Annotated in this window: 24 protein-coding genes and 1 riboswitch; of the genes, 3 read left to right on the top strand and 21 right to left on the bottom strand. The window is 30.6% G+C overall.

Annotated elements, in window-relative coordinates:
- Nucleotides 1–3: 3 nt before the first annotated feature.
- From cbiG to ACSYT2_RS03525, 17 genes are all read right to left on the bottom strand, one after another.
- Nucleotides 4–972, bottom strand: a complete 969-nt coding sequence (gene cbiG / locus ACSYT2_RS03605; RefSeq protein WP_438383546.1) for a cobalt-precorrin 5A hydrolase — start codon at nucleotides 970–972, stop codon at nucleotides 4–6.
- A gap of 2 nt (nucleotides 973–974) precedes the next feature.
- Nucleotides 975–1721 carry a precorrin-4 C(11)-methyltransferase gene (gene cobM / locus ACSYT2_RS03600; protein ID WP_430855806.1) on the bottom strand — a complete coding sequence of 249 codons (747 nt, stop codon included), beginning with the start codon at nucleotides 1719–1721 and terminating at the stop codon, nucleotides 975–977.
- Between the two features lie 5 nt (nucleotides 1722–1726).
- Nucleotides 1727–2392 (bottom strand): cobalt-factor II C(20)-methyltransferase, encoded by a 666-nt coding sequence (locus ACSYT2_RS03595; RefSeq protein ID WP_430855805.1) that lies wholly within the window; start codon nucleotides 2390–2392, stop codon nucleotides 1727–1729.
- 5 nt (nucleotides 2393–2397) lie between these two features.
- Complete coding sequence (gene cbiT, locus ACSYT2_RS03590) at nucleotides 2398–2970, bottom strand: precorrin-6Y C5,15-methyltransferase (decarboxylating) subunit CbiT (protein WP_430855803.1); 573 nt, start codon at nucleotides 2968–2970, stop codon at nucleotides 2398–2400.
- Between the two features lie 4 nt (nucleotides 2971–2974).
- The gene (cbiE, locus tag ACSYT2_RS03585; protein ID WP_438383544.1) at nucleotides 2975–3580 is read right to left on the bottom strand and encodes a precorrin-6y C5,15-methyltransferase (decarboxylating) subunit CbiE; all 606 of its coding nucleotides are present in this window, start codon (nucleotides 3578–3580) and stop codon (nucleotides 2975–2977) included.
- Between the two features lie 2 nt (nucleotides 3581–3582).
- A complete protein-coding gene (cbiD, locus tag ACSYT2_RS03580) occupies nucleotides 3583–4671 on the bottom strand; it encodes a cobalt-precorrin-5B (C(1))-methyltransferase CbiD (RefSeq protein WP_438383543.1) in 1089 nt (362 codons plus the stop codon).
- 7 nt (nucleotides 4672–4678) lie between these two features.
- A complete protein-coding gene (locus tag ACSYT2_RS03575) occupies nucleotides 4679–5302 on the bottom strand; it encodes a precorrin-8X methylmutase (protein ID WP_438383542.1) in 624 nt (207 codons plus the stop codon).
- Nucleotides 5303–5304: 2 nt separating this feature from the next.
- Nucleotides 5305–6594, bottom strand: coding sequence for a cobyrinic acid a,c-diamide synthase CobB (locus ACSYT2_RS03570; protein WP_430855799.1), 1290 nt, complete (start codon nucleotides 6592–6594; stop codon nucleotides 5305–5307).
- A 2-nt stretch (nucleotides 6595–6596) separates the two neighbouring features.
- Nucleotides 6597–7439: a sirohydrochlorin cobaltochelatase gene (locus ACSYT2_RS03565; RefSeq protein ID WP_438383540.1), complete on the bottom strand. Its 843-nt coding sequence runs from the start codon at nucleotides 7437–7439 to the stop codon at nucleotides 6597–6599.
- Nucleotides 7440–7619: 180 nt separating this feature from the next.
- Nucleotides 7620–7811, bottom strand: a riboswitch (cobalamin riboswitch).
- Nucleotides 7812–7861: 50 nt separating this feature from the next.
- Entirely contained in the window at nucleotides 7862–8683 is an 822-nt protein-coding gene (locus ACSYT2_RS03560; protein WP_438383538.1) for a hypothetical protein, read from the bottom strand.
- Nucleotides 8684–8772: 89 nt separating this feature from the next.
- Nucleotides 8773–8997, bottom strand: coding sequence for a hypothetical protein (locus ACSYT2_RS03555; protein WP_430855796.1), 225 nt, complete (start codon nucleotides 8995–8997; stop codon nucleotides 8773–8775).
- 561 nt (nucleotides 8998–9558) lie between these two features.
- Nucleotides 9559–10338, bottom strand: coding sequence for a serine hydrolase (locus ACSYT2_RS03550; protein ID WP_430855795.1), 780 nt, complete (start codon nucleotides 10336–10338; stop codon nucleotides 9559–9561).
- A 125-nt stretch (nucleotides 10339–10463) separates the two neighbouring features.
- Nucleotides 10464–11564: a 6-phosphofructokinase gene (locus tag ACSYT2_RS03545; protein WP_430855794.1), complete on the bottom strand. Its 1101-nt coding sequence runs from the start codon at nucleotides 11562–11564 to the stop codon at nucleotides 10464–10466.
- Between the two features lie 357 nt (nucleotides 11565–11921).
- Complete coding sequence (locus ACSYT2_RS03540; protein WP_430855793.1) at nucleotides 11922–12776, bottom strand: undecaprenyl-diphosphate phosphatase; 855 nt, start codon at nucleotides 12774–12776, stop codon at nucleotides 11922–11924.
- Nucleotides 12777–12866: 90 nt separating this feature from the next.
- Nucleotides 12867–13967, bottom strand: a complete 1101-nt coding sequence (locus ACSYT2_RS03535) for a hypothetical protein (protein WP_438383535.1) — start codon at nucleotides 13965–13967, stop codon at nucleotides 12867–12869.
- 168 nt (nucleotides 13968–14135) lie between these two features.
- Nucleotides 14136–15113, bottom strand: a complete 978-nt coding sequence (locus ACSYT2_RS03530; RefSeq protein WP_438383532.1) for a type I phosphomannose isomerase catalytic subunit — start codon at nucleotides 15111–15113, stop codon at nucleotides 14136–14138.
- Between the two features lie 205 nt (nucleotides 15114–15318).
- Nucleotides 15319–17079 (bottom strand): tetratricopeptide repeat protein, encoded by a 1761-nt coding sequence (locus ACSYT2_RS03525; RefSeq protein WP_430855790.1) that lies wholly within the window; start codon nucleotides 17077–17079, stop codon nucleotides 15319–15321.
- A 175-nt stretch (nucleotides 17080–17254) separates the two neighbouring features.
- Here ACSYT2_RS03525 and ACSYT2_RS03520 point away from each other — a divergent pair, with 175 nt between their 5' ends.
- Together ACSYT2_RS03520 and ACSYT2_RS03515 are read left to right on the top strand one after the other, a co-directional pair.
- Nucleotides 17255–18613, top strand: a complete 1359-nt coding sequence (locus tag ACSYT2_RS03520) for a MurT ligase domain-containing protein (RefSeq protein ID WP_438383530.1) — start codon at nucleotides 17255–17257, stop codon at nucleotides 18611–18613.
- Nucleotides 18614–18629: 16 nt separating this feature from the next.
- Nucleotides 18630–19358, top strand: coding sequence for a type 1 glutamine amidotransferase (locus ACSYT2_RS03515; protein WP_438383529.1), 729 nt, complete (start codon nucleotides 18630–18632; stop codon nucleotides 19356–19358).
- Between the two features lie 286 nt (nucleotides 19359–19644).
- Here ACSYT2_RS03515 and ACSYT2_RS03510 read toward each other — a convergent pair whose 3' ends face one another.
- The 3 genes from ACSYT2_RS03510 to ACSYT2_RS03500 form a co-directional block, all read right to left on the bottom strand.
- Complete coding sequence (locus tag ACSYT2_RS03510; RefSeq protein WP_430855787.1) at nucleotides 19645–20526, bottom strand: transposase-like zinc-binding domain-containing protein; 882 nt, start codon at nucleotides 20524–20526, stop codon at nucleotides 19645–19647.
- Between the two features lie 228 nt (nucleotides 20527–20754).
- Nucleotides 20755–21522: a MerR family transcriptional regulator gene (locus ACSYT2_RS03505; RefSeq protein WP_438383526.1), complete on the bottom strand. Its 768-nt coding sequence runs from the start codon at nucleotides 21520–21522 to the stop codon at nucleotides 20755–20757.
- Nucleotides 21523–21698: 176 nt separating this feature from the next.
- Nucleotides 21699–22442: a polysaccharide deacetylase family protein gene (locus ACSYT2_RS03500; protein ID WP_430855785.1), complete on the bottom strand. Its 744-nt coding sequence runs from the start codon at nucleotides 22440–22442 to the stop codon at nucleotides 21699–21701.
- A gap of 176 nt (nucleotides 22443–22618) precedes the next feature.
- Between ACSYT2_RS03500 and ACSYT2_RS03495 the strand changes: the two genes are divergently transcribed.
- Complete coding sequence (locus ACSYT2_RS03495; protein ID WP_430855784.1) at nucleotides 22619–23914, top strand: D-alanyl-D-alanine carboxypeptidase family protein; 1296 nt, start codon at nucleotides 22619–22621, stop codon at nucleotides 23912–23914.
- Between the two features lie 28 nt (nucleotides 23915–23942).
- Here ACSYT2_RS03495 and ACSYT2_RS03490 read toward each other — a convergent pair whose 3' ends face one another.
- On the bottom strand, nucleotides 23943–25964 hold the full coding sequence (locus ACSYT2_RS03490) for a methyl-accepting chemotaxis protein (protein ID WP_438383522.1): 2022 nt from the start codon (nucleotides 25962–25964) through the stop codon (nucleotides 23943–23945).
- Nucleotides 25965–26184 lie beyond the last annotated feature (220 nt).

Here is a 26184-nt window from a genome sequence, read left to right as displayed (position 1 = left end):
CCTTTAGATAAGACAGCCTATACTTAAAGTCATTCCATCTTTCTTAATTTTATTAACAATAAGTTTAGCACCTGTAAGCTCTACTACTGGCTCACTTACTGCCTTAACCCCTACAGTTTTCTTTACAAAAGTACTACCTTCATATTTATCTTCAATTCTACTAATCTCCTCTTTACTAAAGAGCTTAAGATTAGCCTTTAAATTTTCTGCTAAATCTAAAATAGCCTTTTCATCAATCTTTATATCTATAGATGAAATAATTTTTACAGAAGCTAAGCTAATATTATTTTCCTTTAGAGCTTCCTCTATAAACTTATATAATTTTTCACTTTCTGTATCCCTTCTACATCCTATTCCCAAAACAATATCTTTTCTTATAAGCTTTAATACTCTGTCTCTTCTCTCATCCTTATTTGTAATCCACAGAGTATTATCCCTTAAACGTTCACTTTCAATATATCCTCTTGGACACTCTATTATTTTTCTATCATCTATAAAATAGACTTCTTCATTATTAACAAGACGACTAGCTATGTCCTTTGCCTTTTTTAAATCTTCTATAATAAGATTATTATTAAGTGCTACCATATCTGGGGCTTCCATGTCCAAATTATCTGTTGCCGTTGTTATAACTGGAGTATTTTCTAGAATCTTTGATATTTCATTAGTTAGCCTATTTGCTCCACCTAAATGTCCTGAAATAAGGCTTATAGTAAAGTTATTACATACATCTACAACAACTATTCCTGGATCTTCTGCCTTACCTTTTAAATACTTAGCAATTCCTCTTACTGCAATGCCTGTAGAGCTTACGAATACTATAAGCTTAAACTTTTCAAAACAAAAAGCCGTGGAATTATCTAAATTAAAATCTTTAGACTCTGACTTCTTAATCACTACTCCACCTAATTTACTTTGAATTTTATCAGCTAACTTATCTCCTTTTTCAGTAATACTAACGATCCCTATCATAATTATTTCTTAGCCTCTCTAAACATGTGTGAGAATCCTTTATCGTATAGAAAACTCTTATCATAATCACAATCTATAAAATCTCCAACTAAAATTTGAGCACACTTAGTTATCCCTGCTTCTTTAATTCTATCTGCTATATCATCTAATGTTCCTATAATAGCTCTTTCATCTTCCCATGTGGCTCTCTCTACTACAGCTATTGGAACATTTCTTCCATATCCTGCTCTAAGCTTTGCAACTACCTTATCTATCATTGATATAGATAGGAATATAGCCATAGATGCTCCTACAGAAGCTAATCTTTCTAAATCTTCTGTTTCTGGTACTGGAGTCCTTCCCGCAACTCTTGTTAAAATAACTGTTTGAGTCACAGAAGGTAATGTAAATTCCTTTTTTATTACTGAAGCTGCTGCTGTAAATGAGCTAACCCCAGGAATAACACTATAATCTATATCTAATTTATTAAGCTCATCCATTTGCTCTTTTATAGCTCCATAAATTGCTGGATCACCAGTATGAAGTCTAACTATTAATTTCTCTTGATTCTCTTTAATAATTTCAATAACTTCATCTAAAGTCATTGATGCAGAATTATAACTAACAAAACCTTTTTTACAGAAATTAAGATGCTTCCTAGCCACTAAAGACCCTGCATATATTACTATGTCTGCCTTACTTAAAACATCTCTCCCTTTAACAGTAATTAAATCAACATCTCCTGGGCCTGCTCCAATAAAATATACCATACTCTCTACTCCCTATTAGCTAGAATTAACGACATATAGTCTCTAGCTTTTAATATATCTTCTTTATTATCTAGTATTAACTGTCCTTCTCTTCCTGCTCTACTTACATATACATAGTCAAAGCCTTTTTCTTCTAAAGTATTTATAACCATTTCTTCATGTTTATAAACCTTCATTATTACTAGGTATTTTTCATCTCTGATATCCTTAACTCTCGATGCTGGTAGAACTAACATTGGTTCATTTCCAACAACTAAAGTTCTATTAACTATACTTGCTGCTGCACAGAATGATGTTATTCCAGGTATTGTTTCAACATGGAATCCCATTTCCTCCATATGCTTTAACAAATGAATATAAGTACTGTAAACATAAGGATCACCTATAGTTAAAAAAGCTACATTCTTTCCTTCTCTTAATTTTTCTTCTATATAATCATAGGCCTCCTTCACCTTTTCTATTCTATCTTTTGTTCCCATTGGAAAATGCTTTATTACAACTTCTGTTCCTTCTCTTATGTACTCTCTAGCTGTATCTAAAGCTATACTGTCCCCACCATCTATTGCACTAGGTGCTACTACTAAATCACAATTTTCTATTGCTCTAACAGCTTTTACTGTTAGTAATTCACTATCTCCAGGTCCTACCCCTATCCCGTATAAAGTTACCATTAAAATTATCTCCTAACACATTGAATTATATAAATCGGATTATTAGCTATCATCATATAGCTATCCCCTTTATTTTTACTTATATTAAGCATGGAAATATCAGCTTTATAATTAAATTCTTTAATAGCTTCTATTGCTTTATAAGAATTATCTAAAGTTATAAAATTCATAACTAAAGTTCCATCTTCCTCTAGCAATCTATCGCATTGCTCTATTATCTTCCTTATATCCCCACCAGATCCACCTATAAATATAGAATTAAATTTCATTTCCTTTTGAATACATTTATCTAAAATAGTAATAGCTTCACCCTTTATTAAGGTAGTGTTATTGCAATTAAACTTTTCTATATTTTTTCCACTTACACTATAGGCTTCATCATCTCTTTCAATTGCGTAAACTCTTCCATCTGGAACTAATTTAGCTGCTTGTACAGTTATGCTTCCACTACCTGATCCTACATCTAAAACCTGTGAGTTATCATTCAAATTCATCTTCCATATGGCAAGAGCTCTGATATCCTCTTTTGTCATAGGACAATTTCCTCTTATAAATTCACTATCTTTAATTAAAATCATGTCTCTACGCCCTTCTTTCTACTACAACTATTGATAATTCACTATACTCCTCTTTTTCTAATTCCTCTGGTGTACCCTCTAATATTCTCTCATTCCTATAAGATAGGTTCTCTCCTGATATAACATTACAATATATATTGTTTTCTTTAAGTTTCCTGCATAATGCTGAGGGATTATTTTTATTATCTGTAAGCCAAATAGATAACTTGTTTCCCTTAACCTTCCCTATAAAATCCTCTTCCCTACCATGCAAACTTCCGACATAAGCATTCCCCCAAGACTTTCCAAGCTTACAAGTTAAATATTGAATTGAACTTATTCCAGGAATAATCTCTATCTTTCCCTTATAGTTAGTCTTTATATATTCTCCTATCCCATAAAAGGTAGGATCCCCTGAAGCTACAATTGAAACTTCTTTTTCCTCACCTTTTTCTTCTATGAATTCTAGGATTTCTTTTAAACTTTTCACTTCCAACTTACTATCTATAAAATCTAAAGAGTCTAAGGCTCTAGAAAATCCGATAACTATATTGCTTTTACTTAAAGTATCTAAGGCTTTAGGTAAGATATATTCTTTACTTCCAGGTCCAAGTCCCACTATATATACCATTCTTATTTTTCCTCCAGAGAATTATATAAAATATTGTATTCTGAAAAACCATAGTACATTATGGCCTCACATTTCATTGCACCATAAGTATAAATCTCCATTCTTTTTCTTATCTTATTACCTATATTTTCATACAAGGTTCCATATCCATCACCTAAGAGCTTAACTGCTCCCTCACTTGTCTTTTCCTCAAGGACTTTTTGAATAAACTCTTTATCCTTACCCATTAAAGCTAGTTCTAAAGCAATTATCTCAAGTCTTACATCTGCTATTCTACTATGAGTATTAAAGCATCCATATGCTACTTTACTGATCTTTCCTATATGCCCAACCAAGACAACTTCCTTGATATTTCTCATAGCTGCACACTCCAAGGCAAATCCAACAAAGTTAGATATAATTACAATATCTTCTGCTTTAAAGCCTCTTTCTAATGCACATTTTTCACCTATGTTTCCAAAGGTAAAAATTAATCTTTTTCTATCTATAGACTTTTGATTTATTTCAACTTTTATTGATTCCTTTAGTGCATCCTCAGACATTGGATAAACTATCCCAGTAGTTCCCAATATAGATATTCCACCTTCAATTCCAAGCCTAGGATTAAAGGTCTTTCTAGCTATTTCCCTACCTTCAGGTATACTTATAGTTATCTCTACCCCTTTATCTATAGGTAAAACTTCATGAACAGCTTCCTTTATCATTGATTTTGGAACAGGATTAATCGCAAATTCACCTTTCTTCACGAAAAGTCCATCCTTGGTAACAATTCCAACACCTTCACCTGCTTTTAGAGAATACCTATCTGAATCCATCTTAGCTATTGCAAATACTTCTATTCCATTGGTAATATCACTATCATCCCCAGCATCCTTTATAACAGACACTTGGACATAATCCTTACCTTTGCTTATTGAATTAATATCTATAGTCAATTTTATTCCCTTAGGAGTACTAATTTCTATGGACTCTAAAGTTTCATCATTATAAAGCATATATGTAGCTGCTTTTGCTGCTGCAGTTGCGCAAGAACCTGTTGTATAGCCACATCTTAGTTTCTTTCCACCACTTTCTACATATAAGTCAAGCATTAATTCACTACCTTTCAACCACCATGTACATTAGGGCATTTATTATAGATGCTGCCACTGTGCTACCACCTTTTCTTCCCTTAACCCTAATGTACGGAATATTAAGTTCATCCATATGCTCCTTACTTTCAGCTGCCCCAACAAAGCCTACTGGTACTGCTATAATAAGCTTTGGATTAGCCTTACCTTCATCTATTAATTCTTTTAATTTAAATAATGCAGTAGGCGCATTTCCAAACACAAAAATATCAACATTATCTTTACATGCTTTTTCAACTGCTGCCATTGATCTCGTTATTTCTTTTTCCTTAGCTTCTTTATGAACCTCTTCTACGTTCACATAACATACTGCTTTTCCTTCTAGCTTCTCTAAGGCCTTTTTATTTATACCTGATAAGACCATATTTGTATCTGTATAGATTACTGGCTTGTTCTTAAGAATTTTTTTTGCCAGACTTATTGCACCATTACTTATTTCAATTAAATCCTTATATTGAAAATCTGCTGTAGTATGGATTATTCTCTTTACTATTTTTAACTCCTCTTCAGTAAATTTATGTTCTCCCATTTCCTCTTCGATAATTTCAAAACTCCTATTCTCAATATCCATAGGTACCCTTATGTAATTCATCCCTACACTTCCTTTAATATATATTTTAAAAATTCTATATTACCAAAGAAATGAATATGTGGATAACCTGCTATTGTATTACCCTTACTATAGCCGCATGTCCATCTCTTTAATTCCCCATGGTATCCTAACTTTTCTATATCATATATAGTTTTCTCAGTAGATATTACTTGAGATTTATGGAATTCATGACAATTTACTTCTATTCCATCTATCTTCAGTTTTGCATAACCAAATCTATTTAATCTGTTTGTCATTTCACAAACACCATCAAAAAATCCTACCATTTCAGTGCCATCTATTTCCTTGGTTAAATACATTAGTCCACCACACTCTGCATAGCAATTAAGACCTGATTCCAACTCTCTCCTTATACTATTAAGCATAGATTTATTACTACTTAACCTCTCTTTGAAGACCTCTGGATATCCCCCTCCTATATATAGGAAGTCTATCCCTTTAGGTAGTTTTTCATCCCTTAATGGGCTAAAATAAATTACTTCTCCAAATTCCTCTAATAATTCTAAGTTTTCTTTATAATAAAATCTAAAAGCCTCATCATAGGCTACTGCTATCTTTAAATTTCTATTCTCAAGATGATAGTTCTCAACTACTGTATCTATTTCCTTAAATTCTGTAATAATTTCATCTAAGTCCACAAATTTCTCAATTAATTCTGCACAAACCTCTATTTTTTCTATTAAATTATTTGTCTCTACACTTTGTACTAACCCTAAATGTCTACTAGATAACTTAATTTCATCGCACTTAGGAATATATCCAAATACCTTAATATCACAATTTTTTTCAATTACTGCTTTTAATAATTTATAATAGCTTTCACTAATACAATTTAAAACTACCCCAATAATATTTGCATCCTTAAAATCTTTAAGTCCATTTATCTCTGCACAAATAGTTACACTTTGTGCTTTTGGAGTTAATACTAATACTAAAGGTGCATTATTTAATAATTTAGACACACTATAAGTTGATCCATCTTCTGTAATTCCTTTACCATCATAAAGTCCCATTACACCTTCAACTACTGCTAAATCACCTTTTCCCCTAGAAAAACTTATTTTAACACCTTCTTCTCCCATTAAATGAAGATCTAAATTTCTTGATGACTTACCAGTTATTTCACTATGGAAAGCTGAGTCAATATAATCAGGTCCTACTTTAAAACCTTGAACATCGTAATTTCTATTTTTTAATGCTTTCATTAACCCTAAAGTAAATGTTGTTTTTCCTCCACCACTACAGTTAGAGGATATCATTAATGTTCTCATGTTTATTTGTGACCTCTCTTTTTATGTCCTTTTTTTGTCTCTCCAACACCTTCATATCTATTTTCTATTAAGTCATTAATTCTATTTATGTATAACTGATTGAATTTATCAAATTCACCAAGCCCCATCATTATTACCTTTACTTTAATCCCTTCTCTTTCAAACATAGATTTCCAAGAATATTCCTCATCAGAAGCTATATCATTTTTTACATGATCTCCAGCAACTAATAATAATGGCATTAATGTTACTTCTTTAATGTTCTTCTTTTTTACTCTATTTATAACATTTCCAAAAGTAGGATATCCTTCAATGGTACCAATAAAAACATTATCATACCCCTCATCTTCTAGAACGGATTGCAAAGCTCCATAAGCTGCATTCGCAGGATGTGCTGTACCGTGACCTACTAAAACTGTTCCTTCATTTTTATTAAATACCTCACTCATACCCTCAATAAACAATGAATAGTCCTGAGGTAATCCCTCTACTCCTTGATAATAAAATATAGGTCTTCCCAGTTTAATTGACTTAAATTTATCAGAATATGCATCACTAACTTTCTTTATGTAATTAAACTCTTCCCCTGCTATGATATGAAGAGGTTGTATTATTACTTCTTCATATTTTTCTTCATATAAATTCAGTAACGCCTCTTCAGGCATTTTAATTTCTATCCCATGGTTTTCTTTTAATTTTCTTATAATAAAATGTGAAGTAAAGGATCTATAAACATCAAAATCACTGTATTCTTCCTTTATCTTATTTTCTATACTACAAATTGATTTCTCTAATGCCTCTAAGTAACTGCTACCAAAACTTATGACTAATATAGCTCTTTTCACTAAATGTCTCCTCCTAATCTTTACTTACCCTTTTTTTCAAATAAAAAGGTACTCTTTCAAAGAGTACCCATATAAAACAAAAACAAATTAACTTTTTCCATAATAAATAAACCTACTATAACCTTACACTTAATTAGGTATAATATTAACTTGCTCTTGCTATGTGACTTCCCTCCGAAGGATAGCATAAAATTTTAGGCAGGTCTCCTGACTTAAGCTTCATCCGCCTCTCTTCCTTCCCGACTTAAACTGTCAGTGGATTTATTAGAGATTTGTCGGCTTTTACAGTAGCGGGGGCTGTAGTGGAATCTAACCACTTTCCCTTTTAATCTTTAGATAAACTATCTAAGCACCTAAAACTTCCATTATTTGATTATTTTTATTATATATTAGTAATTTATAAATTACAAGAAATTTAATAACTATCTAGATTTATATATTATTAGTATAAAGGTTGCTATAGCAGCCGCCATAGATAATATAATAATACCAGCTAATACATTTTCTTCATTTGATTTCCCTTCATCCTCAATATTTACTGTACTATCTTTACCTTTTATTTCATCTACTTTTTTTGATTCATTACTAGTTTTACCACTAGTTTTACCACTAGTTTTTACATCATTTTGGCTAGCTTGCTTTATAGTTTCATCGGAGGCACTACTCTCTTTTGAGTTCTCATTATCTTTATACTCTACCTCTATACTATTAAGAAAATATTGCTTTCCTTCTTCTCCTGATCTATCACCTTTAATTATATTAGTAATTTTATCAATATTTTCTTGGGATACAGATGACTTTGCATTAACAATGTAGCTTTCTATTTCATTATTATCAGCTTCCATTATCAACTTATTATTGCTTTTATCTTTTATGCTTAAACTCTTTTCAAAAAGATTATAAGATAAATTTAAATTCATTTGATTTGCTATAGTTGATGCTTTCTTATATACATTATAAATTTCATCAGCTTTAAAATCAGTAATAGAGTTTTTATCACCTACTAAAGTTCTAAGTTCTTCCCCTGACTCAATAACTTTATTTAATTCCTCCTTACTTAGCTTTAAATTCCTTAAATAATTTACTATATTTTTGCTATACTTATCCTCTATCCCTATTAACTTTAATTGTTCTTTTAACAAATTAGCTTCCATTGATAATATATCTATACTATAGCTGCTCTCGTAATTAATTAACCCTATTAATATATAAAATACTAATAAAAACTTTACGAATCTTTTCATAACTATATCACTCCTAGAATAATCTTACTCTTTAGATTATTACCATAAAATAAAAAAAATAGGCTGTATAATCAGCCTATCATATAAGTTTATTTTTTTATTTTATGTACTACTCCAGCCTCTTCATCTGAAACAGGAATTAATTTATCTCTAATTAATCCTTTTTCTCTTCTAGCATAAAAATAAAAGTCGTCTCCTACCCTACATCTAATATTTTCATTTTTAGCTATAGTATATTTATTTCCATTATAGTCTTTCCCAATATAATAAGATGATTTTTCCGACTTAATAATACATCTAAATGCTTGAGCCATAGTACCCCCTATATCTAATTTAATATAATTAACTGTCTTAATTCTACATCAACAATCTTTTTTTTTCAATCTTTTGAGTTGTATAATATATGATATTTAATGTTATTTTGGCAAATTGTGACTAAAGTCCCTATTATTTTCCCACATAATAGCGTTCTAAACATTTAAATTGTTATGGTTTTTCTACTTATTACAAAATGATTAATTTATGGATTTACACTCCAATTACTCATTTAGTCATTTGGACAAATTTAAAATAATTAATCAATATCTTTTGTTATTATTTTATAAATTCTTTAAATTATTACATTAATTAAAGTCGGATTTTGTCACACTATTTCAAACTTGTTTTTTATAATTATATCCTACATTCCACATTTTTAATTATTCTATAGGAATTTCTATACATTTGGTATATTATATAATAGTTTAATTAGGTTCATAACCAAAATATTATTTTTCACCATAATTTAAATATAAAAAAAGCTATATCATATGGCTTATAATATTTTTAATAAAAAAATAACCCCTAGAAACCTAGGAGTTATCTCATATTCTTTATTAATGCCAATTATTCATTACATTATCCCACATCATTTTGCCACACTTAGCCAACGTCACAGTTCCATAAACACTATTAGGTATACTAGTAGATAGAACAGTAAATACAAAGTTACCCTTTGGCAATTGAATTAATGCTGTATCATTTTCAACACCTTTCTTGTCTCCTGTCTTACTTGATATTTCAAACTTTAGATCATCTGGAATATATAAGGCAAGTTTATTCTTTATTTGCTGTCTTCTCAATATATCTATAAGCATAGTGCTATTTTCTTCACTTAAGTAAGTAGCATTATGAAGATGCTTCCATATCTTTGATAAATCATATGCACTTGTTATATTATCAATACCCTTTTTTACATCTCTCTCATCTATTGTCTTTCTATTAAGCTCCGTATTTATAAGGCCCATCTCTTTTATATCTGAATTAATTTGATCCATACCCACTATATCTATAATCTTATTTGCAGCTGTATTATCACTTTGAATAAGCATAGCTACTAGTAATTCAAATACTGTGTAATCTCTCTCATTAAACTCATGAATAATACCTGTGCCATATACCATATCCTTGCCACCTATTGGTATCTTATCCATAAAGTCTACCTTACCGCCCTCTACAGCTTTAATTAATGAAACTGCGATTGGAAGCTTCATACATCCTGCTGCTACCATTTGAACGTTTTCATTATACCCGTAAATAAACCCACTTGATAAATCCTCAAAAAAGAATCCATAAGTCCCTATTCTTGATTCTAAATATCTCTTTATCTCTTTCATAATACCCTCCAGCTTCTAAAGATTATCTGTCCTTAGGAAAAGTATAGCATATTTTCAGAATATTTTGAAGTATTAATTTATTTCTTGAAAAGAGCACTAATTCTTTTGAACTAGCGCTCTAATAATTAATCTCCGAAAGAAATCCCTATCTTTTTAGCTACCCTTACTAGCTCTCCATCTTCGCTTACATGCTTTGTCTTTTGGCCAATAACATTTTCTAAGCTATCAGATGAAATAGTGTCACCCTTTAAACAGACCATTTCACCAAATTTACCTTCATTCATTAACTCTACAGCAGCTACCCCATATCTAGTTGAAAGAATTCTATCAAAAGTAGAAGTAGTTCCACCTCTTTGAATATGACCAAGAACTGTACATCTAACTTCATGATTCTTAATCAATTGTTCTAAATCATCAGCTAATTTGTTTCCAATACCTCCAAGTCTAATTGGATCTGGACTATCTTTAACTATTTTCGAAACTACAACTTCACCATCTTTAGGCTTAGCACCTTCCGCTACTACTATTATAGTAAATAGTTTACCTTCTCTTTTTCTCTCTTCTACCTTTTTCTCTATCTTTTTAATATCATATGGAATTTCAGGAAGTAATATTACATCAGCTGAGCCTGCAATTCCTGATTCTAACGCTATCCATCCTGCATTTCTACCCATAACTTCACAAATCATTATTCTATGATGTGATTCTGCTGTTGTATGAAGCCTATCTAAAGCTTCAGTTGCAACATCTATTGCTGTATTAAAGCCAAAGGTTACATCAGTTGATGCTAAATCATTGTCTATAGTCTTCGGTACACCTATTACGTTAACTCCTTTTCTAGCAAAATCTCTTGCTGAAGTTAATGTTCCGTCACCACCAATAACTACTAATACATCAATACCTTCTTTTTTCATATTTTCTACAGCTACATCTGAAACGTCTCTTTTAACTTGTTTTCCATCTTCTTCTACTTGATAATCAAATAGGTTGTCCTTATTGGAACTATAAAGGATTGTTCCTCCCTTATTTAATATTCCTGATACAGACTCAAGTGTTAGAGGCATATAGTCGTTATTGTATAGACCTCTATAACCAAACCTATAACCAATAACTTCAATACCATAATTTAATATTGCTGTTCTTGTTACTGCCCTTATTACAGCATTCAACCCTGGACAATCTCCACCACCTGTTAGTAAGGCAATCTTCTTAATATGTTGTTCCATTTCTCAATTCCCCCTCAATCCGTATACATTAAGCTTAGTTGTTTATATTTTCAGTATATTCCAACAATTTAGAATAAAAAAATATATAAACTACTTTTTTGAGACATTTTCAACTTCCCTTCACAAAGTACTCAAGAGTAAAAATGTCCATTGCTTTTATTATAATATCACAATATTCAGAAATATTAAACCCTATTTTATCCAAATTGAATATTTTTTTCAATATTTAATATTCTTTTAAAATATCCTTTACAAATATATCAAAGATTTCTATTATACTTACTATTTCTTACCCATTTTACCTTGCGGTCAAACTAAAAAAGAGAGCCAAAGGCTCTCATAAGTTACTGTCATATCCTAAACTAAAGTAATTACCTTAGTAAACACTAAGATTGCTAGCAATACACCTGCTGCTACTCTATAAATTGCAAATACTCTCATTGGCTTTTTCTTTAAGTAAGCTACGAACTTATCCATAACTACTATTGATACAATAAATGCTACTATAAATCCAACTATTAATGCAATCCATAATGTTGGTGTCATTATTGAATAATCATATTCAAATAAATCCTTTGCTGAAGATCCTATCATAGCTGGTATTGCTAGGAAGAATGAAAATTCAGCTGCAATTGGTGTTGATATACCTGCAACCCAACCACCCATTATAGTGGAAGCACTTCTTGACATTCCAGGCCACATTGAAAGAACTTGGAATAATCCAACCTTAATCGCTTGAATTGGTGTTATCTTATCTATATCCTTAACTGCATGTTTCTTCTTTCTAAATATGTTTTCAATTACTATTAGTAATAAACCACCAACAATAAATCCAACTATTACAGCCTCTGGTCTAAATAAAGACTTAATTTTACTATAGAATAATATACCCATAATCCCTGCTGGAATTGAAGCTATAAGAACATTTATTCCAAATCTAAAACCTGTTTTACCTTCTTTACCACCTGTAAATATATATTTAAAGAATTCTACTACACTATCCTTTATCTTTTTCCAGTACAATACTACTACAGCCATTATTGCTCCAAGTTGAATAACAACCTCAAACATTTCAGCAAACTCTCCATGGAACCCTATTGCACTTCCTACTAATATCATATGTCCTGTAGATGATACTGGTATAAACTCTGTTAATCCTTCTACTATGGCTATTAATATAGATTTAAGTATAAATATTAGATCTAACCCCACTCATATCACTCACTTTCTTTATTAAAACTACGGTACTATTATACTTATTAATAGTATTGTTGTCCATTTAATTAATAAAATCTTAAGAAGTTACTTATCTCTTACTAGTTCAACTTTGCTTACTACATTGCTACCATCTAGGGATAGTTCTATCTTTGTATCACCAATTTTAAGCTCTAAGTCATGATACATATCTACCTTCTCCATCTCACCATCATTTACTCTTAGATAATAATCTCTCATTACTTTTCCGTCTTTAAAGCCACCCACAATATATGTGTAATCTTGATTGCTTTCCATTGGCTTTTTCATTAGGAGTAAATATGCTTTTGAGTCATTACCTGTTGCCTCTGCCTTTGGAGACTTTAAGAAAAGATCCTTACTTGTAGTATAAATAGTAGCTGGTATGAACCTACCTTCATTAATAAGGTCAATTGATTTTTCAGTGGAAGCATATGTAATGTAACTATTACTTCTCTTCATACTTAAGCTATTATCTATTGGAATTGTATATGAATATAAGTATTTCTTTATCTCTTTTCTATATGTATTTTGAGCACTTTTTCCTATGTAAGTTAAATTTTTAAGATCTTCTCCTATTATTTCAATAGCTGATAGTGGTACTCCATCTTTATCTAGATAGCCTCTATCTTTAAAGTCAATCATAACCCATTTATTATAATTATCACTCCAATACTCAACTACATAATAACTTGCATTTGATTGAAATTGGGGTTCTTCTTTTCTGAACTCACCAACACGGCTTGTGATCCCAGCAGATAATAAAATATCCCTCTCTATTATTGCCATATCTCTCCCTGATACCTTTGTGCTCTCTCCCTTTTCCTTTAAGATTCCATATCCATCACTAGATAATGAATCTGCTACATCATCATAACTAACTATACTATGTAATATGTCTACACTTTGTAAAACTTTCTCAATCTCCTTATTTTCTTTTGATAAAATTTCATTTATCTTATATGTACTGTTCATGCTTTGGAGACTCTTATTATTATCCTTTCCTTCCTCGTAAAATAGAGTAATATTATTTTCATTGTATATATTATCCCAAGCTGTTACTCTTAAACCTTTTTCATTAGCAAAGTTCTTAATATACAAAGTAATACATATTCCAATAATACAAACTAATATAATTACTCTTATTGGCTTTATCTTTCTTTTACTCATTTTATCCCCCTATCTAGTGAAAATTTGGCTTTGCCACTATTTATACAGTTAATAACTAAGAGTGAATAGATACAAAAAGACTGACCCTGGGAGATCTAATTATTTTCTGTAAATAATCACCTACCCCAATTAACTCTTCACTATTATCTATTCACTCTCTACTATTTCCTATTTAAATACTTTATTTAAAATTTTATCTTTTTCTTCCTTTAGATCAGGTACATAACTCTTTAGTAATACAAATTCTCCTTCTAGTGTATATGCTCCTAGGGTTGCAGGTATTAATACACTGTCTCCAAGTTTAATTTCTAGCTCATATCCATTAGACCTAATCTTTCCTTTTCCTTCAACACAAGTAAATAGGAAGAATCTATCTTCATCACTACTTTCCTCTACTTTACTTTTCACATCATACTTTTCTATAGCAAAGAATTCACTTACACAAAGAATTGTCCTATCAAAACCTTCTTCATGTATTGTTATTCCCTTTGTATTTTCACCCTTTAGCGAAAAATCAATAACATCTAATGCTTTCTCTACATGTATTTCTCTACCACGATTAAAATCATATACTCTATATGTAGTATCACTACTTTGTTGTATTTCAGCAATAGTCACACCTTCACATATAGCATGAACTAGTCCACTTTGTACATAGAACATATCACCTTTTTTTACTGGTATCTTGTTTAAATAAGGTTCTAGATTTCCATCTTCAATAGCCTTTCTAAAGACCTCTTTGTCGCAATTTTTTGTTCCTACTATTAGTGATGCGCCTTCTTCTGCATCTACTACATACCATGCTTCTGTCTTTCCTAAGTCATTTTCAACTCTTTTTGCATACTCATCATCTGGATGAACTTGAACTGAAAGCTTATCCTTTGCATTTATTAACTTAATTAATAGTGGGAAGTTTTCCTTATCAATCTTCTTTCCAACTACCTCTTCACCGTATTTTTCTATTAACTCCTTAAAGGACATTCCCTTAAGTTCACCATTTTCTATAATTCCTGTTCCATTTCTATGACAAGCTATATCCCAACTTTCGCCAATAACGCCTTCTGGAAGGTTGTCTCTAAATGCTTCTAAGTCTCTGCCTCCCCAAATTCTCTCATAGTATAGGTTTTCAAATTTTATTGGATACATATTCTACCCCCTAGACCTTTCTTTTGTAATTTATCATTACTATTATACGTTTTTTCCTGACAATAGGCAAAAGAAAAAACTCACTTTTTTAAAATTATTATAAAACTTATTAAAATAGAAGTAAGGACCCCCTACATCCTATAAAGAACTCTAAAATTTTAGAGTTCTTTATAGGATGGGATAGCCCTTACTTATATCACATTTATTAATAGAATAAATTGAATTCTGGAACTGTTAACTTAGAACCGTCATTCTTATTGTACGCATCATATAATTCTTTTGCTTTTTGATAGTTTTCTGTAATAGTATTTCTAGTTTCTATGTCCGTAGAATCTAATAATCCATCATAAGCTGCCTTTAAATTTGTCATTCCTCTTTCTATATCTCCCTCAATTGAAATATAGAAACACCCTGCATTGTTTAACGTACTTATATCACTTTTATCTACCGCATATGCTGCTCTTATCTCTTTTATAGCTTCCGCATTTTTTTCTTGATTAAGATAAACTGTTCCTAATGTCCTATGATATTTTGTTGAAGTTTCATCAATACTAATACATTTCTTTAATAGTTCTATTGCTTCATCTTCTTTATCACCTTTTAATTTAATCATAGCCATATTGTAATAAATTTCAGGATCATTTGGCTTTACTAATGAAGCAAGGTTAAAGTATTCATATGCCTTCTCTCCATTTTCTGCAGTATACCAATAATAATCTGCAATCTTAAGCATTATATTATAATTGAAAGGTTCTTTTAATAATGCTGTTCTAAAGTAAGGTTCTGCTATCTCACTTTGCTTTTTCTTCATCATTATTTCAGGTATTAGGAATCCATAATTATCTGGGTAATCCTTATTTTCTAATATACTCTTTTTGCATAATTCAAAGGCCTTATCTGGATCTCCCATATCTAAATAGTACCATGCTGCTGTGTGATAGCCAATGAATGAATCTTTCTCGCTCTTTATAATATTATTTAATATTTCTTCTGCTTCTTCTTTTCTATCTGAGTGTTGGTAGATTTTTGCTATTACTGTATTAAATACAACATTACCTAAATCTTCCCCCTTCACTTCTTCTAATAACCTATTTGCCTCATCTGTTGTGGCCTCAAGCATTGAGTAACACTTAATCAACCAGACCTTATATGCAATTTCATCTGGATTTTTCTCAGATAATTCTGATAGTCTTTTAATAATATCATCCTTATTATAAGCTGCTATCTGAGCTATAACATCGAATACTTTTATTTCATCTTTATTTTTATACCAAGCTTCTTTTAATGTGTCTAACCCTTTATCCCAGTCATCAACTAAGATATTCATTCTTGCAAATATCGCTAAATCATAAGCTGATTCCTTATCTACAGGATATTCTTCTATTAATGCCTTAGCTTTATCTATTTCACCATTAACCATATAAATAGTAAACATGGTTCTTTCAAGACCCTTATTAGCCTTATTTTGCTCCATGAATATTTCTCCATACTCTAAAGCTCTTTTATTATCACCATTCATTAATGCTGTAAATGCTAAATAATTACCTAAGTCTCCATCAACATTATTATATTTTTTCTTACCATTTTTATCTATAAGATTATTTCTCTTCTCATAAGCTTCTTCTAAAAGTTTATTTGACTTTACATAATCCCCTTTTACTGAATAAACCTCAGCTAATTTAGCAGTATATAAAGGCCATTCATCTCCTTCTTGAAGCTTTTCATATTCTGATATTGCAGTGTCATAATCCCTTTCATAAAAACCTGCTTCTGCATTATTTGTCGCTATATTTTCAGCACTTGATCCCATTGCTTTTTGGCATATAAACATTACTAAAAATGCAAATAACATAACTCCCACTAATGTTACTACTGTGTCAATTTTAGGGTTTTTATCTGTAAGTTTTTTATACCTCATCCCTAAATCCCTAATGCCACCTTTTAATCCATTTGTGAACTTATCCATAGTTCCCCTCCTATTTTCACAACTCCATACGTTTACATATTTAACATTCTATCATTCCTACTTCAAAAAATCCACTAAAAATAAATTGGTTCCAAAAGAAGTTTATGCTATACTTAATGTCGAAGTTTATAACTTTAATTTTAAGGACATACTATATATAAGAGCGTTTAAGGTGGTGAGTAAGATTAGTATTAAATCTATTTTAGGCATATTAGCTGCTAAAGTCACATTATTTCTTTCCAAACACATCCTTAAGGGGGGTAGTACCTTCCCTGGAACTGTTGCCTTAAAGTTTGATAAACAAATCTTAAAGAAGGTTTCAAAAGGATATAAAGTAATTTTAGTTACAGGTACAAATGGTAAGACTACTACAACTAGTATGATTACCAACATTTTCAAGGAAAAAGGCCTTAGAGTTATTACAAATAATACTGGTGCCAATCTTTTTAGGGGTATAGTTGCTTGTTTTATTGATAACTATAGTTTCTTTAAAAATAATGAAGGAAGTTATGCAATTATTGAGGTAGATGAAGCTAATGTAAAATTCGTTACCGAATATATAACACCAGAAATTATAACAATAACTAATCTATTTAGAGATCAGCTTGATAGATACGGTGAAGTATATACAACCCTTACTAAAATATTAGAAGGTGTTGAGAAAGTTCCAACTTCAAAACTTGTCTTAAATGGAGATGATTCTTTATTTGGTAAGTTACAAGTACCTAATCCATCTGTTTTCTATGGATTCAATAAGGCTGTTAAGGAAGATAGTAAAATAGACGTAAATGCAGATGCTAAATTCTGTAAGTTTTGCAAATCTCCTTACCAATATAACTTTATTACTTATAACCATTTAGGAGATTTCTATTGCGAAGAATGTGGATATAAGAGAGCTGAACTTAATTATGCTGTTAATGAAATAGTTGAATTAAGTCCTAACTCTTCAACTGTTGTTATTAATGATACTGAATTAACTGTAAGTCAATCAGGTATTTATAACATTTATAATGGTTTATGTGCATTCTCAATCGGTAAGGAAATGGGAATAGAAAGTGATATCATTGGAAAATCTTTAGGAAAGCAAGATTCAAGCTTTGGTAGACAGGAAGAAATAATAATTGAAAATAAGAAGGCTAAAATAATCTTAGTTAAAAATCCTGCGGGATATAATCAAGCTATAGATACTCTTTGTTTAAATAAAGAAGATTTTTCTACTTTATTTATGTTAAATGATAACTATGCTGATGGAACTGATGTGTCTTGGATATGGGATGTAGATTTCGAAAGACTTCCTTCATTACCTATTAAAGATGTTTTTGTATCAGGTATCAGAATGTATGATATGGCAGTAAGATTAAAAACTGCTGGCCTTGATTCAAGTAAATTCATTTTAGAAGAGAACTATGAAGCTTTAACTGAAAAAATAAAGAATAGTAGTACGGATAGAATATATATTTTAGCAACTTATACAGCCATGATTAATTATAGAAAGTATCTACATGGAAAAGGCTATATAGAAAAACTTTGGTAGAGAGGAGTTGTAAGTTATGGAATTAAATATTTGTCATCTTTACCCTGATCTATTAAATGTTTATGGTGACGTTGGTAATATACTTATATTAAAAAATAGAGCTGAAAGTCGTGGAATAAAAGTAAATTTAATTGATGTTTCTCTTAATGATGAATTCAATGGTGATGATATGGATATCGTATTCTTTGGTGGTGGTCAAGACTATGAACAATCAATAGTAGCAGATGACTTAAAAACCACTAAGAGAATTTCAATAACTAAATATATTGAGGATGAAAAAGTTTTTCTAGCAATCTGCGGTGGATATCAACTTCTTGGTAAACACTATAGAGCTCCAAATGGAGAAAAGCTAGAAGGTCTTGGTATATTAGATATTTACACAGAAGCTGGTGATAAAAGACTTATTGGTAATACTGTGATTTACAATGAGGATTTTAATGAAACCTATGTTGGGTTTGAAAACCACTCTGGTAGAACTTTTATCAACGACCTAAAGCCTCTTGGTAAATGTGTTCATGGATATGGTAATAATGGTGATGATGGACATGAAGGCTGTATTTATAAGAATACCTTCTGTACATATTTCCATGGTTCATTGCTTGCAAAAAATCCTGAACTAGCAGATAGAATGTTAAAACTTGCTTTAGATAAAAAGTATGGTAATGTTGAGATAGAACCCCTTGATGATACTTTTGAATTAAAGGCTAAAGAACATATCCTTAATAGATTTAAGGATAATAAATAAATTTTTCTTTAATTGAATATACACTAATGAAAGTCCTACAAATAACTCCTTTAAGTCTTTATTTTATACTGGATTATTTGTGGGGCTTTCCTTTTTTACTTCTCATGACTAGCTATCTGATTTTTGCAAATATACTGCACTCAATGGTCAGTTCGTCAAAGACCTGTAACTGTGCACTATATTCTATACATCAAAAACCTATCTTATGTTATCTATAAATGTTGGTAAAGTAATATACCTATATATGAAATAAACTACCTTTTGATAAACAACTAATTTTAAAGTACTAAATTGCTTTGATGAATTTTAGATCTTTTCTACGTATGTAATCGCCATATCTACTTAATTTACATAACATATCTAGGGCACTAGTATTTTGGGAGATACAAAATATTTTTATCCATGACAAATAATATGTTATATACTTTGTAGCAACACCATGATATTTAATCAAAGCTGAAACTACATCTTTAAGATATTTTCGTAAAATTCCTTCTCTAAGTATATAACTAACATTTTTTTGATTTTCTTCATCTTTATCCTTATTGTGTTCTCCTGCAACTATTCCTAAGTACCTATCACCATAAGTGCTTAAATATGAATCTTTGTCTATACATGAATAAACTACCTTTTCAAACCTCTTTCTATCCCATATATTTTTGCTAATTGGACATGCTAAAATTCTTTTACTACAATCTGCTGCAGTAATTACCCATAATACATCTCTTTCTCCAACTGGTGGATTTTTACTTCCTTTGAAGTTTTCCTTTACAAGTATCTTTGTTATCTCAACAGTACTCTCTAATTTTTTTGCCTGATTTAAGGGCATTAATGCATGCATTACCTTATGCCTCCAATAAAATGAAGTTGTTAAGCCTATTTTTAGTTCATTTGATGAATTTCTTAATGTTTCTTTCTTAAACATAAGATCAATGAAATCAACCCATAAACTTAGTTTCTTTTTGGAGTAATAAATTGGTGTATTAGTCCTTTTAGAAAAAGTTTTGAAACACTCCTTACATAAATACCTCTGACCATTTTTATAATTTCCGTACTTTATCACTAATTTCCCATCACAATGTGGGCATTCTTTAAGATCTCCAGGTTTACATAGTTTTTCTTCAAATAAAGTTTCTATCTTTTCATTATTTATATCAAAAATTTCCATAGTATTCACCTCTATAGAGATTCTTGCCGCAAGTACTCATACCTATACCAACATTTTTCGATAACATAATCCTAGATAGAAATAAATATAGTCTGAATCAAACTATTAAAATACTTGTACAAACGTAAAAAGCCTCTATCACAATGCATCACCTTAACTATCTACTTGATAGAAATGATTTCATTGGATAGAGTCTTTTTAATTTCCTCTTTAATATTATTTAAGAGTTTACAATCCTAAATTTTTACAATATATCTCCATAGCATTACTTAAGAACTGTGCTAAACCTGGCTTTACTTTATCTATATTTTTAGTAAAACGCTCATCATAAACATACATTTGCCCAAGTCCAGCGAAGATTTCTGGAGTACAATTATAGAAATTCTTAGTTATATGATTTCTCCACTCCTCTACTAGCTTTTGCACCTCTTCATCTTCAGGTCCTCTCTCCATAAGATTAGCTATCTTATTATAAATTTCATTTGCTTCTCCCATGACTCTTGACCAGTCTTCTTTTGAATATTTACCAGTCTTTTTTTCACTTTCCTTATAAGCATCGCTCTCTCCATACTTTTCTTTAGTTTCCTCAGCATACTTTGCTTTATGCTCTTCTATTTTACTCATATCAAAACCATCAAACATATCTTTCTTGCTCATCTTTTTTTCTCCTTCTATTGATTCTATAGTGTTATCTACTGACTTTATTATTCTTTCAATTCTTTCTCTTTTTTCTATCAGTAATTCCCTATGAGTTTTTAAAGCTAGCTTTCTATCAAAGGATGGATCATCTAAAATATTCTTGATCTCCTGCAGGTTAAAATCAAGCTCCTTAAAGAATAAAATTTGTTGCAACCTTTCAAGATCACTATCTGTATAAATTCTATACCCAGCTGAAGTAATCTGCTTAGGTTTTAATAATCCTATTTGATCATAGTGATGAAGTGTTCGTACGCTTACTCCACAAATTCCTGCAACCTCTTTTACCTTATATGACATAATCTCATCTCCCTTTCTTTTACTACCTTACAATCTAATAGTAAGCTATGACGTAAGGTTAGAGTCAATAGCTTTTTTAACTTTTTAGGCTTGTACTTATAAAAGTCAAAAGAATTTAATTAAAAGAAATTCTTATATTCTAAACAATATTAGAATATAAGAATTTCACAATCTACTTATCTATTTATAACTTTTATTTTCTTTAAATACTCTAACTCCCAAGGTTGAATCTCATCTAGAGTCTTGAAGGTATATCCCATTGCTTTATATTCTTCTATTACTTCCTTAAGAGCTTGAGTAGTTGTATCTTTATTTTCCAAATCGTGCATTAAAAGCACTTCTATTTTATAAGAGCCTGCGAACTTATTTATATTAGTTTTAATATTGGCTGTAGATACTCTTACTGCAGATGCATCCCCAGAATCAATATTCCAATCAATATAATTTATCCCTCTATTAGATAGCTCACTTCTAATTGATGATAATACCTGAGCCGATCCTACTAAATTATCTGATCCACCAGGCATCCTTACAAAATTTAATTTTTTCTCTCTACCTATAATATTATTTATTGTATTATTACAGGTAACCAAATCATTAAAGTAATATTCTTTCGTACTGTATAATTCCTCATAAGCATGATTGTTACAATGAGGGAATATGGCCATTTTATCCCTGTCCACTTTTTTCACAATTTCTGGAAACTTCTTAACATTTCCACCTACAACAAAGAAACTTGCCTTTACCCCACTTGCATTTAATACATCTAAAATTTTTAAAGTATTTGATTCAGAGGGTCCATCATCGAAGGTTAAATATACAAATTTCGTACCTTCAACAGTAGAATTTGCATAAATAGGGTTCATTAGGTAAATCATAATAAATACCACAGATAGAATAATTACTTTAACTTTTTTCACTACTATCACCTCACTTTTTTATCTTGTCTTTATTCTTTACAATAGCATGTATTATTATAAGAGTTATTATAAGGAATTTAATAATAATGTAATTTTTCATATTGTTATTAAAATTTATAAATGTTATACTAAAAATGTTTTCACAAACTAAATTCAAAGAGATGGGGAGATAAATCGTGACTAAGAAAAATTTACTAAAAACCCTGGCATTAACTCTTTCCATATCTTTATTAGCACCATTTGCTAGTAAGGTTCATGCCAAAGAGTCTCAGCCTGATATTATTTCAAAAGCAGGAATTGTTATGGATTACGAAACAGGCGAAGTAATCTATGACAAGAATGGTACTGAAAGAATGGCATTAGCTAGTACCACAAAAATAATGACTGCATTACTTTTTGCAGAAAATGCAAAAAAGACAGATCAAATTACATATACCGAATCAGCTAAGGCTCAACCACCATACACTATAGATAGTGAAAAAATGAGACCTTACGGCAAAGAATTCAAGATAGGTGATACAGTAGATGCTGATACAGTCATGAAGGGCCTACTTGTTTATTCAGGAAATGACTTTGCTTATATGATAGCAGATCATGTAGCTGGAGATGCTGATAAGTTTGTTGCTATGATGAATGCTAAAGCAAAAGAATTAGGACTTAATAATACTGTCTTTGGTAATCCAAATGGAGTTCCTGGCCCTAATGGAGACGTGAATTTCTCAACTGCTTATGAATTAGCAAGACTTACAAAAATAGTCTATGAAAATGAATGGATCAGAGAAACAATGCAACTTGTTGATCCAAAAGTTACACTACCTGGAAACACTATTGTAACTTTAGAGACTAGAAATAAAGAACTTGGTAAGAACGGTAATATCGGTGGAAAAACCGGAATAACAAACCAAGCTGGTGGTTGTTTCACTGGAGTATATGAAAGAAATGGTCGTAAGTTAATTGGTACTGTTTTAAAATGTGTTGGTGGTAGTGATGTGCTAGATCTTAAAAAATTTGAAGATTTAGATAGTATGATGACTTATAGTTATGCAGCAGATAAAGAAGTTTATAAAAAGTCTGGAGAAGAAATTGATTCAGTAGAACTTGAATATAAACTATTTAGATTCTTTGGTCCTACTAAAACTATAACAGCTCCTGTAAAATTAGCTGAAGATGTAAAACTATACTCAAACTCAATTAATGATAAAGAAACAGAGATAAAGTTAAACTCTGACAATAATGATGCATGGAAGGTTGCTTCTGAAAATACTACTCCTTTAACAGTTACAGCAAGAGACTTTACAACTGAAGTTAAAGGAACTGTAGATGTAACTACAATGCAACTTATAAATGCTAATCTTTTAGTTTACTTAGCTGTTGTTGCTGTTGTGATAATAATAATAGTGTTAATAGTATTCATTATTAAAATGATGGGCAATATGGGTAGAAAAAGAACTAGAAGAAGAAGAAGATATTAAAATAAGCTAGCCTAGGCTAGCTTATTTTTTATTTAAGTTTAAATTTACGTATTTCTTTATCTAATGTATTAGATAAATTCTTTAGCTTATTTGCATACCCTGCAAATTCATCAGTCGATGCTGCTACTTCCTCGCAAGATGCCGCTACTTCTTCAGATCCTGCTGCCGTCTCTTCTCCTATAGCAGATAGATTTTGTGTTTGATTTACAACATTATTCTTTTTATTATTTACTTCATTAATCCCTACTGTTATTTCCTCAAGTTTTTCTGTTAAATCTTCAACTGACTTTATTATATTAACAAATATCTTTTCAGCAGTTACTACAGACTTTTCCTGACTCTCAACAGTTTCGCTAGTTTCTTTAACTTTACATACAGCCTCCTGTACTTTTGTACCAATAGCCTTAATAACATCATCTATTTCCTTAGCTGATTCAGAAGTTTGTTCTGCTAGTTTTCTAATTTCATCTGCTACTACTGCAAATCCTCTTCCAGCTTCACCAGCTCTTGCAGCTTCTATTGCTGCATTTAATGCTAATAAGTTAGTTTGTTCAGTTATTTTTGAAATAGTTTCATTCATAACACCAATACTATTTACACTTTCCGAAACCATTGATACTACTGTATTTACTTCTTGGCTACTAGCCTTTGTATCTAATGATTTAACTTTAACATCATTAATCATATTAATTCCTTCTTTACTTAAATCATTAGTTTTCTTTGCCATTTCATTAATATTTCTAGTAGCACTATCTATTAAATTTAATTCATTAGATACATCATCTAAATCAGATGATAATATTTCAAGGTTATTAGCAGATTCCATTGTTCCCTTTGATATCTCTCCAACAGTTGTTGCTACTTCTCCTACTGAAGCCGCCACTTCTTCGCTCATACTTGCTAAGTTTATTGAAGTAGTATTAACATCCTGTATAGAATCATTTACACTACTAACAAGGCTAGCTATCTTGCTTTGCATTTCATTAAAGCTTAATGCTAATTCTTCTAGTTCATCTCCAGTAGAAAGAAGTATATCTTCACTAAGATCACCGTTAGCTGCCTTAATACTGCCTTCTTTTATTATTTTTATGCTATTTCCAATTTCATCAGAGAACCTTTTCCCAATAACCACTATAGCAGCTAAAACTACAATAATGATTCCACCTAATATATATCTAAATCTTCTTGCACTTTCCTCTATCTCCCTTGTTGGCACTTGCAATATTACCTTCCAGCCAGTAACATCAGATGTTTCTGATGCTATTTTATACTTTACGCCATCAAATTTAGTTTCTGTTATAGCACTATCTTCCTTTAATATTGTGTCCCATTCATCGCTTTTAGATATATAACTAGTGCCTATGAAATCTTGGTTCTTATGTACTATAGTTGTGCCTTTTGCATCTACTATACTTACAACTCCATTATCTCCAAACCTTGCATTTGATACTATATCAACAATATTACCTAACTCAATATCAGCACCTATCACTCCTTTGACATTTCCACCATCTAATAAGGCCTTTGAAATTGTTACCATATTTTCTCCAGTAACTGCATCCTTGTACATATCAGTAACTGCTAGGTCACCATTATTTTCTATGGCTTTTATGTACCATTCTCTTGTTTTAGAATCAATATCTGCAGGTATTTCTACATTTGGATATATCCTAGTTTTGTTATCATTCGGTGTAAAGTAAAAGGTTGATCTGACACCGCTATTTCCTTCTGTAATCATAGTTAATTCCTTTACTATACTACTTTCACTTTCTTCACTACCATCTAATTTGTTTGATAAAGCAATATAATCAAGTAAATTTTCTACTATTGTAAATTTACTATTTACATTATCTTCAACTGCCATAGTTAAGCTTTTAGCACTACTATTAAACTCTCTTTTGCTAGCTTTTGAAAACTCAGCCTCAGATGATACACCAAGTAATATAATTGGTATTGTTGCTATAACAATCATAACTTTAATTATCTTACTTCTAATTGTTTTAACTTTTTTACTATTCAAAATATGTTTCTCACTAGTTACCCTACTCATATCTATCACTCCTCTTTTATTGGTCTATAGTATTATGTTTCGACTATTTTCGCCAATACTTGATATTGAAAATAGAAATTTATAAATTTTCATTTAACTTTATTTATGTCATTATTCTTTAGAGTTATTTAATAATAGTAAGGTATATCAATTCACCTAGAAGGTCTTCAAATAAATATAGCTAAATTTGTAACTAAGGTTTATGACAATTCTCCTATCC

The organism is Clostridium zhoujianii (assembly GCF_051590805.1).
Taxonomy (GTDB): Bacteria; Bacillota; Clostridia; order Clostridiales; family Clostridiaceae; genus Clostridium.
Note: the sequence above shows the minus strand (reverse complement) of the source record. Positions and strands in the feature narration are given on the sequence as shown.

Bases quoted from the DNA above. Each gene is read 5' to 3' on its own strand.
- cbiG (WP_438383546.1), bottom strand. From the start codon at position 972: ATGATAGGGATCGTTAGTATTACTGAAAAAGGAGATAAGTTAGCTGAT.
- cbiE (WP_438383544.1), bottom strand. From the start codon at position 3,580: ATGGTATATATAGTGGGACTTGGACCTGGAAGTAAAGAATATATCTTA.
- ACSYT2_RS03505 (WP_438383526.1), bottom strand. From the start codon at position 21,522: ATGTCATATAAGGTAAAAGAGGTTGCAGGAATTTGTGGAGTAAGCGTA.
- ACSYT2_RS03515 (WP_438383529.1), top strand. From the start codon at position 18,630: ATGGAATTAAATATTTGTCATCTTTACCCTGATCTATTAAATGTTTAT.
- ACSYT2_RS03510 (WP_430855787.1), bottom strand. From the start codon at position 20,526: ATGGAAATTTTTGATATAAATAATGAAAAGATAGAAACTTTATTTGAA.
- ACSYT2_RS03535 (WP_438383535.1), bottom strand. From the start codon at position 13,967: ATGAGTAAAAGAAAGATAAAGCCAATAAGAGTAATTATATTAGTTTGT.
- ACSYT2_RS03570 (WP_430855799.1), bottom strand. From the start codon at position 6,594: ATGAGAACATTAATGATATCCTCTAACTGTAGTGGTGGAGGAAAAACA.
- ACSYT2_RS03530 (WP_438383532.1), bottom strand. From the start codon at position 15,113: ATGTATCCAATAAAATTTGAAAACCTATACTATGAGAGAATTTGGGGA.
- ACSYT2_RS03525 (WP_430855790.1), bottom strand. From the start codon at position 17,079: ATGGATAAGTTCACAAATGGATTAAAAGGTGGCATTAGGGATTTAGGG.
- ACSYT2_RS03595 (WP_430855805.1), bottom strand. From the start codon at position 2,392: ATGGTAACTTTATACGGGATAGGGGTAGGACCTGGAGATAGTGAATTA.
- ACSYT2_RS03545 (WP_430855794.1), bottom strand. From the start codon at position 11,564: ATGGAACAACATATTAAGAAGATTGCCTTACTAACAGGTGGTGGAGAT.
- cbiT (WP_430855803.1), bottom strand. From the start codon at position 2,970: ATGATTTTAATTAAAGATAGTGAATTTATAAGAGGAAATTGTCCTATG.
- ACSYT2_RS03490 (WP_438383522.1), bottom strand. From the start codon at position 25,964: ATGAGTAGGGTAACTAGTGAGAAACATATTTTGAATAGTAAAAAAGTT.
- ACSYT2_RS03555 (WP_430855796.1), bottom strand. From the start codon at position 8,997: ATGGCTCAAGCATTTAGATGTATTATTAAGTCGGAAAAATCATCTTAT.
- cobM (WP_430855806.1), bottom strand. From the start codon at position 1,721: ATGGTATATTTTATTGGAGCAGGCCCAGGAGATGTTGATTTAATTACT.
- ACSYT2_RS03560 (WP_438383538.1), bottom strand. From the start codon at position 8,683: ATGAAAAGATTCGTAAAGTTTTTATTAGTATTTTATATATTAATAGGG.
- ACSYT2_RS03575 (WP_438383542.1), bottom strand. From the start codon at position 5,302: ATGAATTACATAAGGGTACCTATGGATATTGAGAATAGGAGTTTTGAA.
- ACSYT2_RS03550 (WP_430855795.1), bottom strand. From the start codon at position 10,338: ATGAAAGAGATAAAGAGATATTTAGAATCAAGAATAGGGACTTATGGA.
- cbiD (WP_438383543.1), bottom strand. From the start codon at position 4,671: ATGCTTGACTTATATGTAGAAAGTGGTGGAAAGAAACTAAGATGTGGC.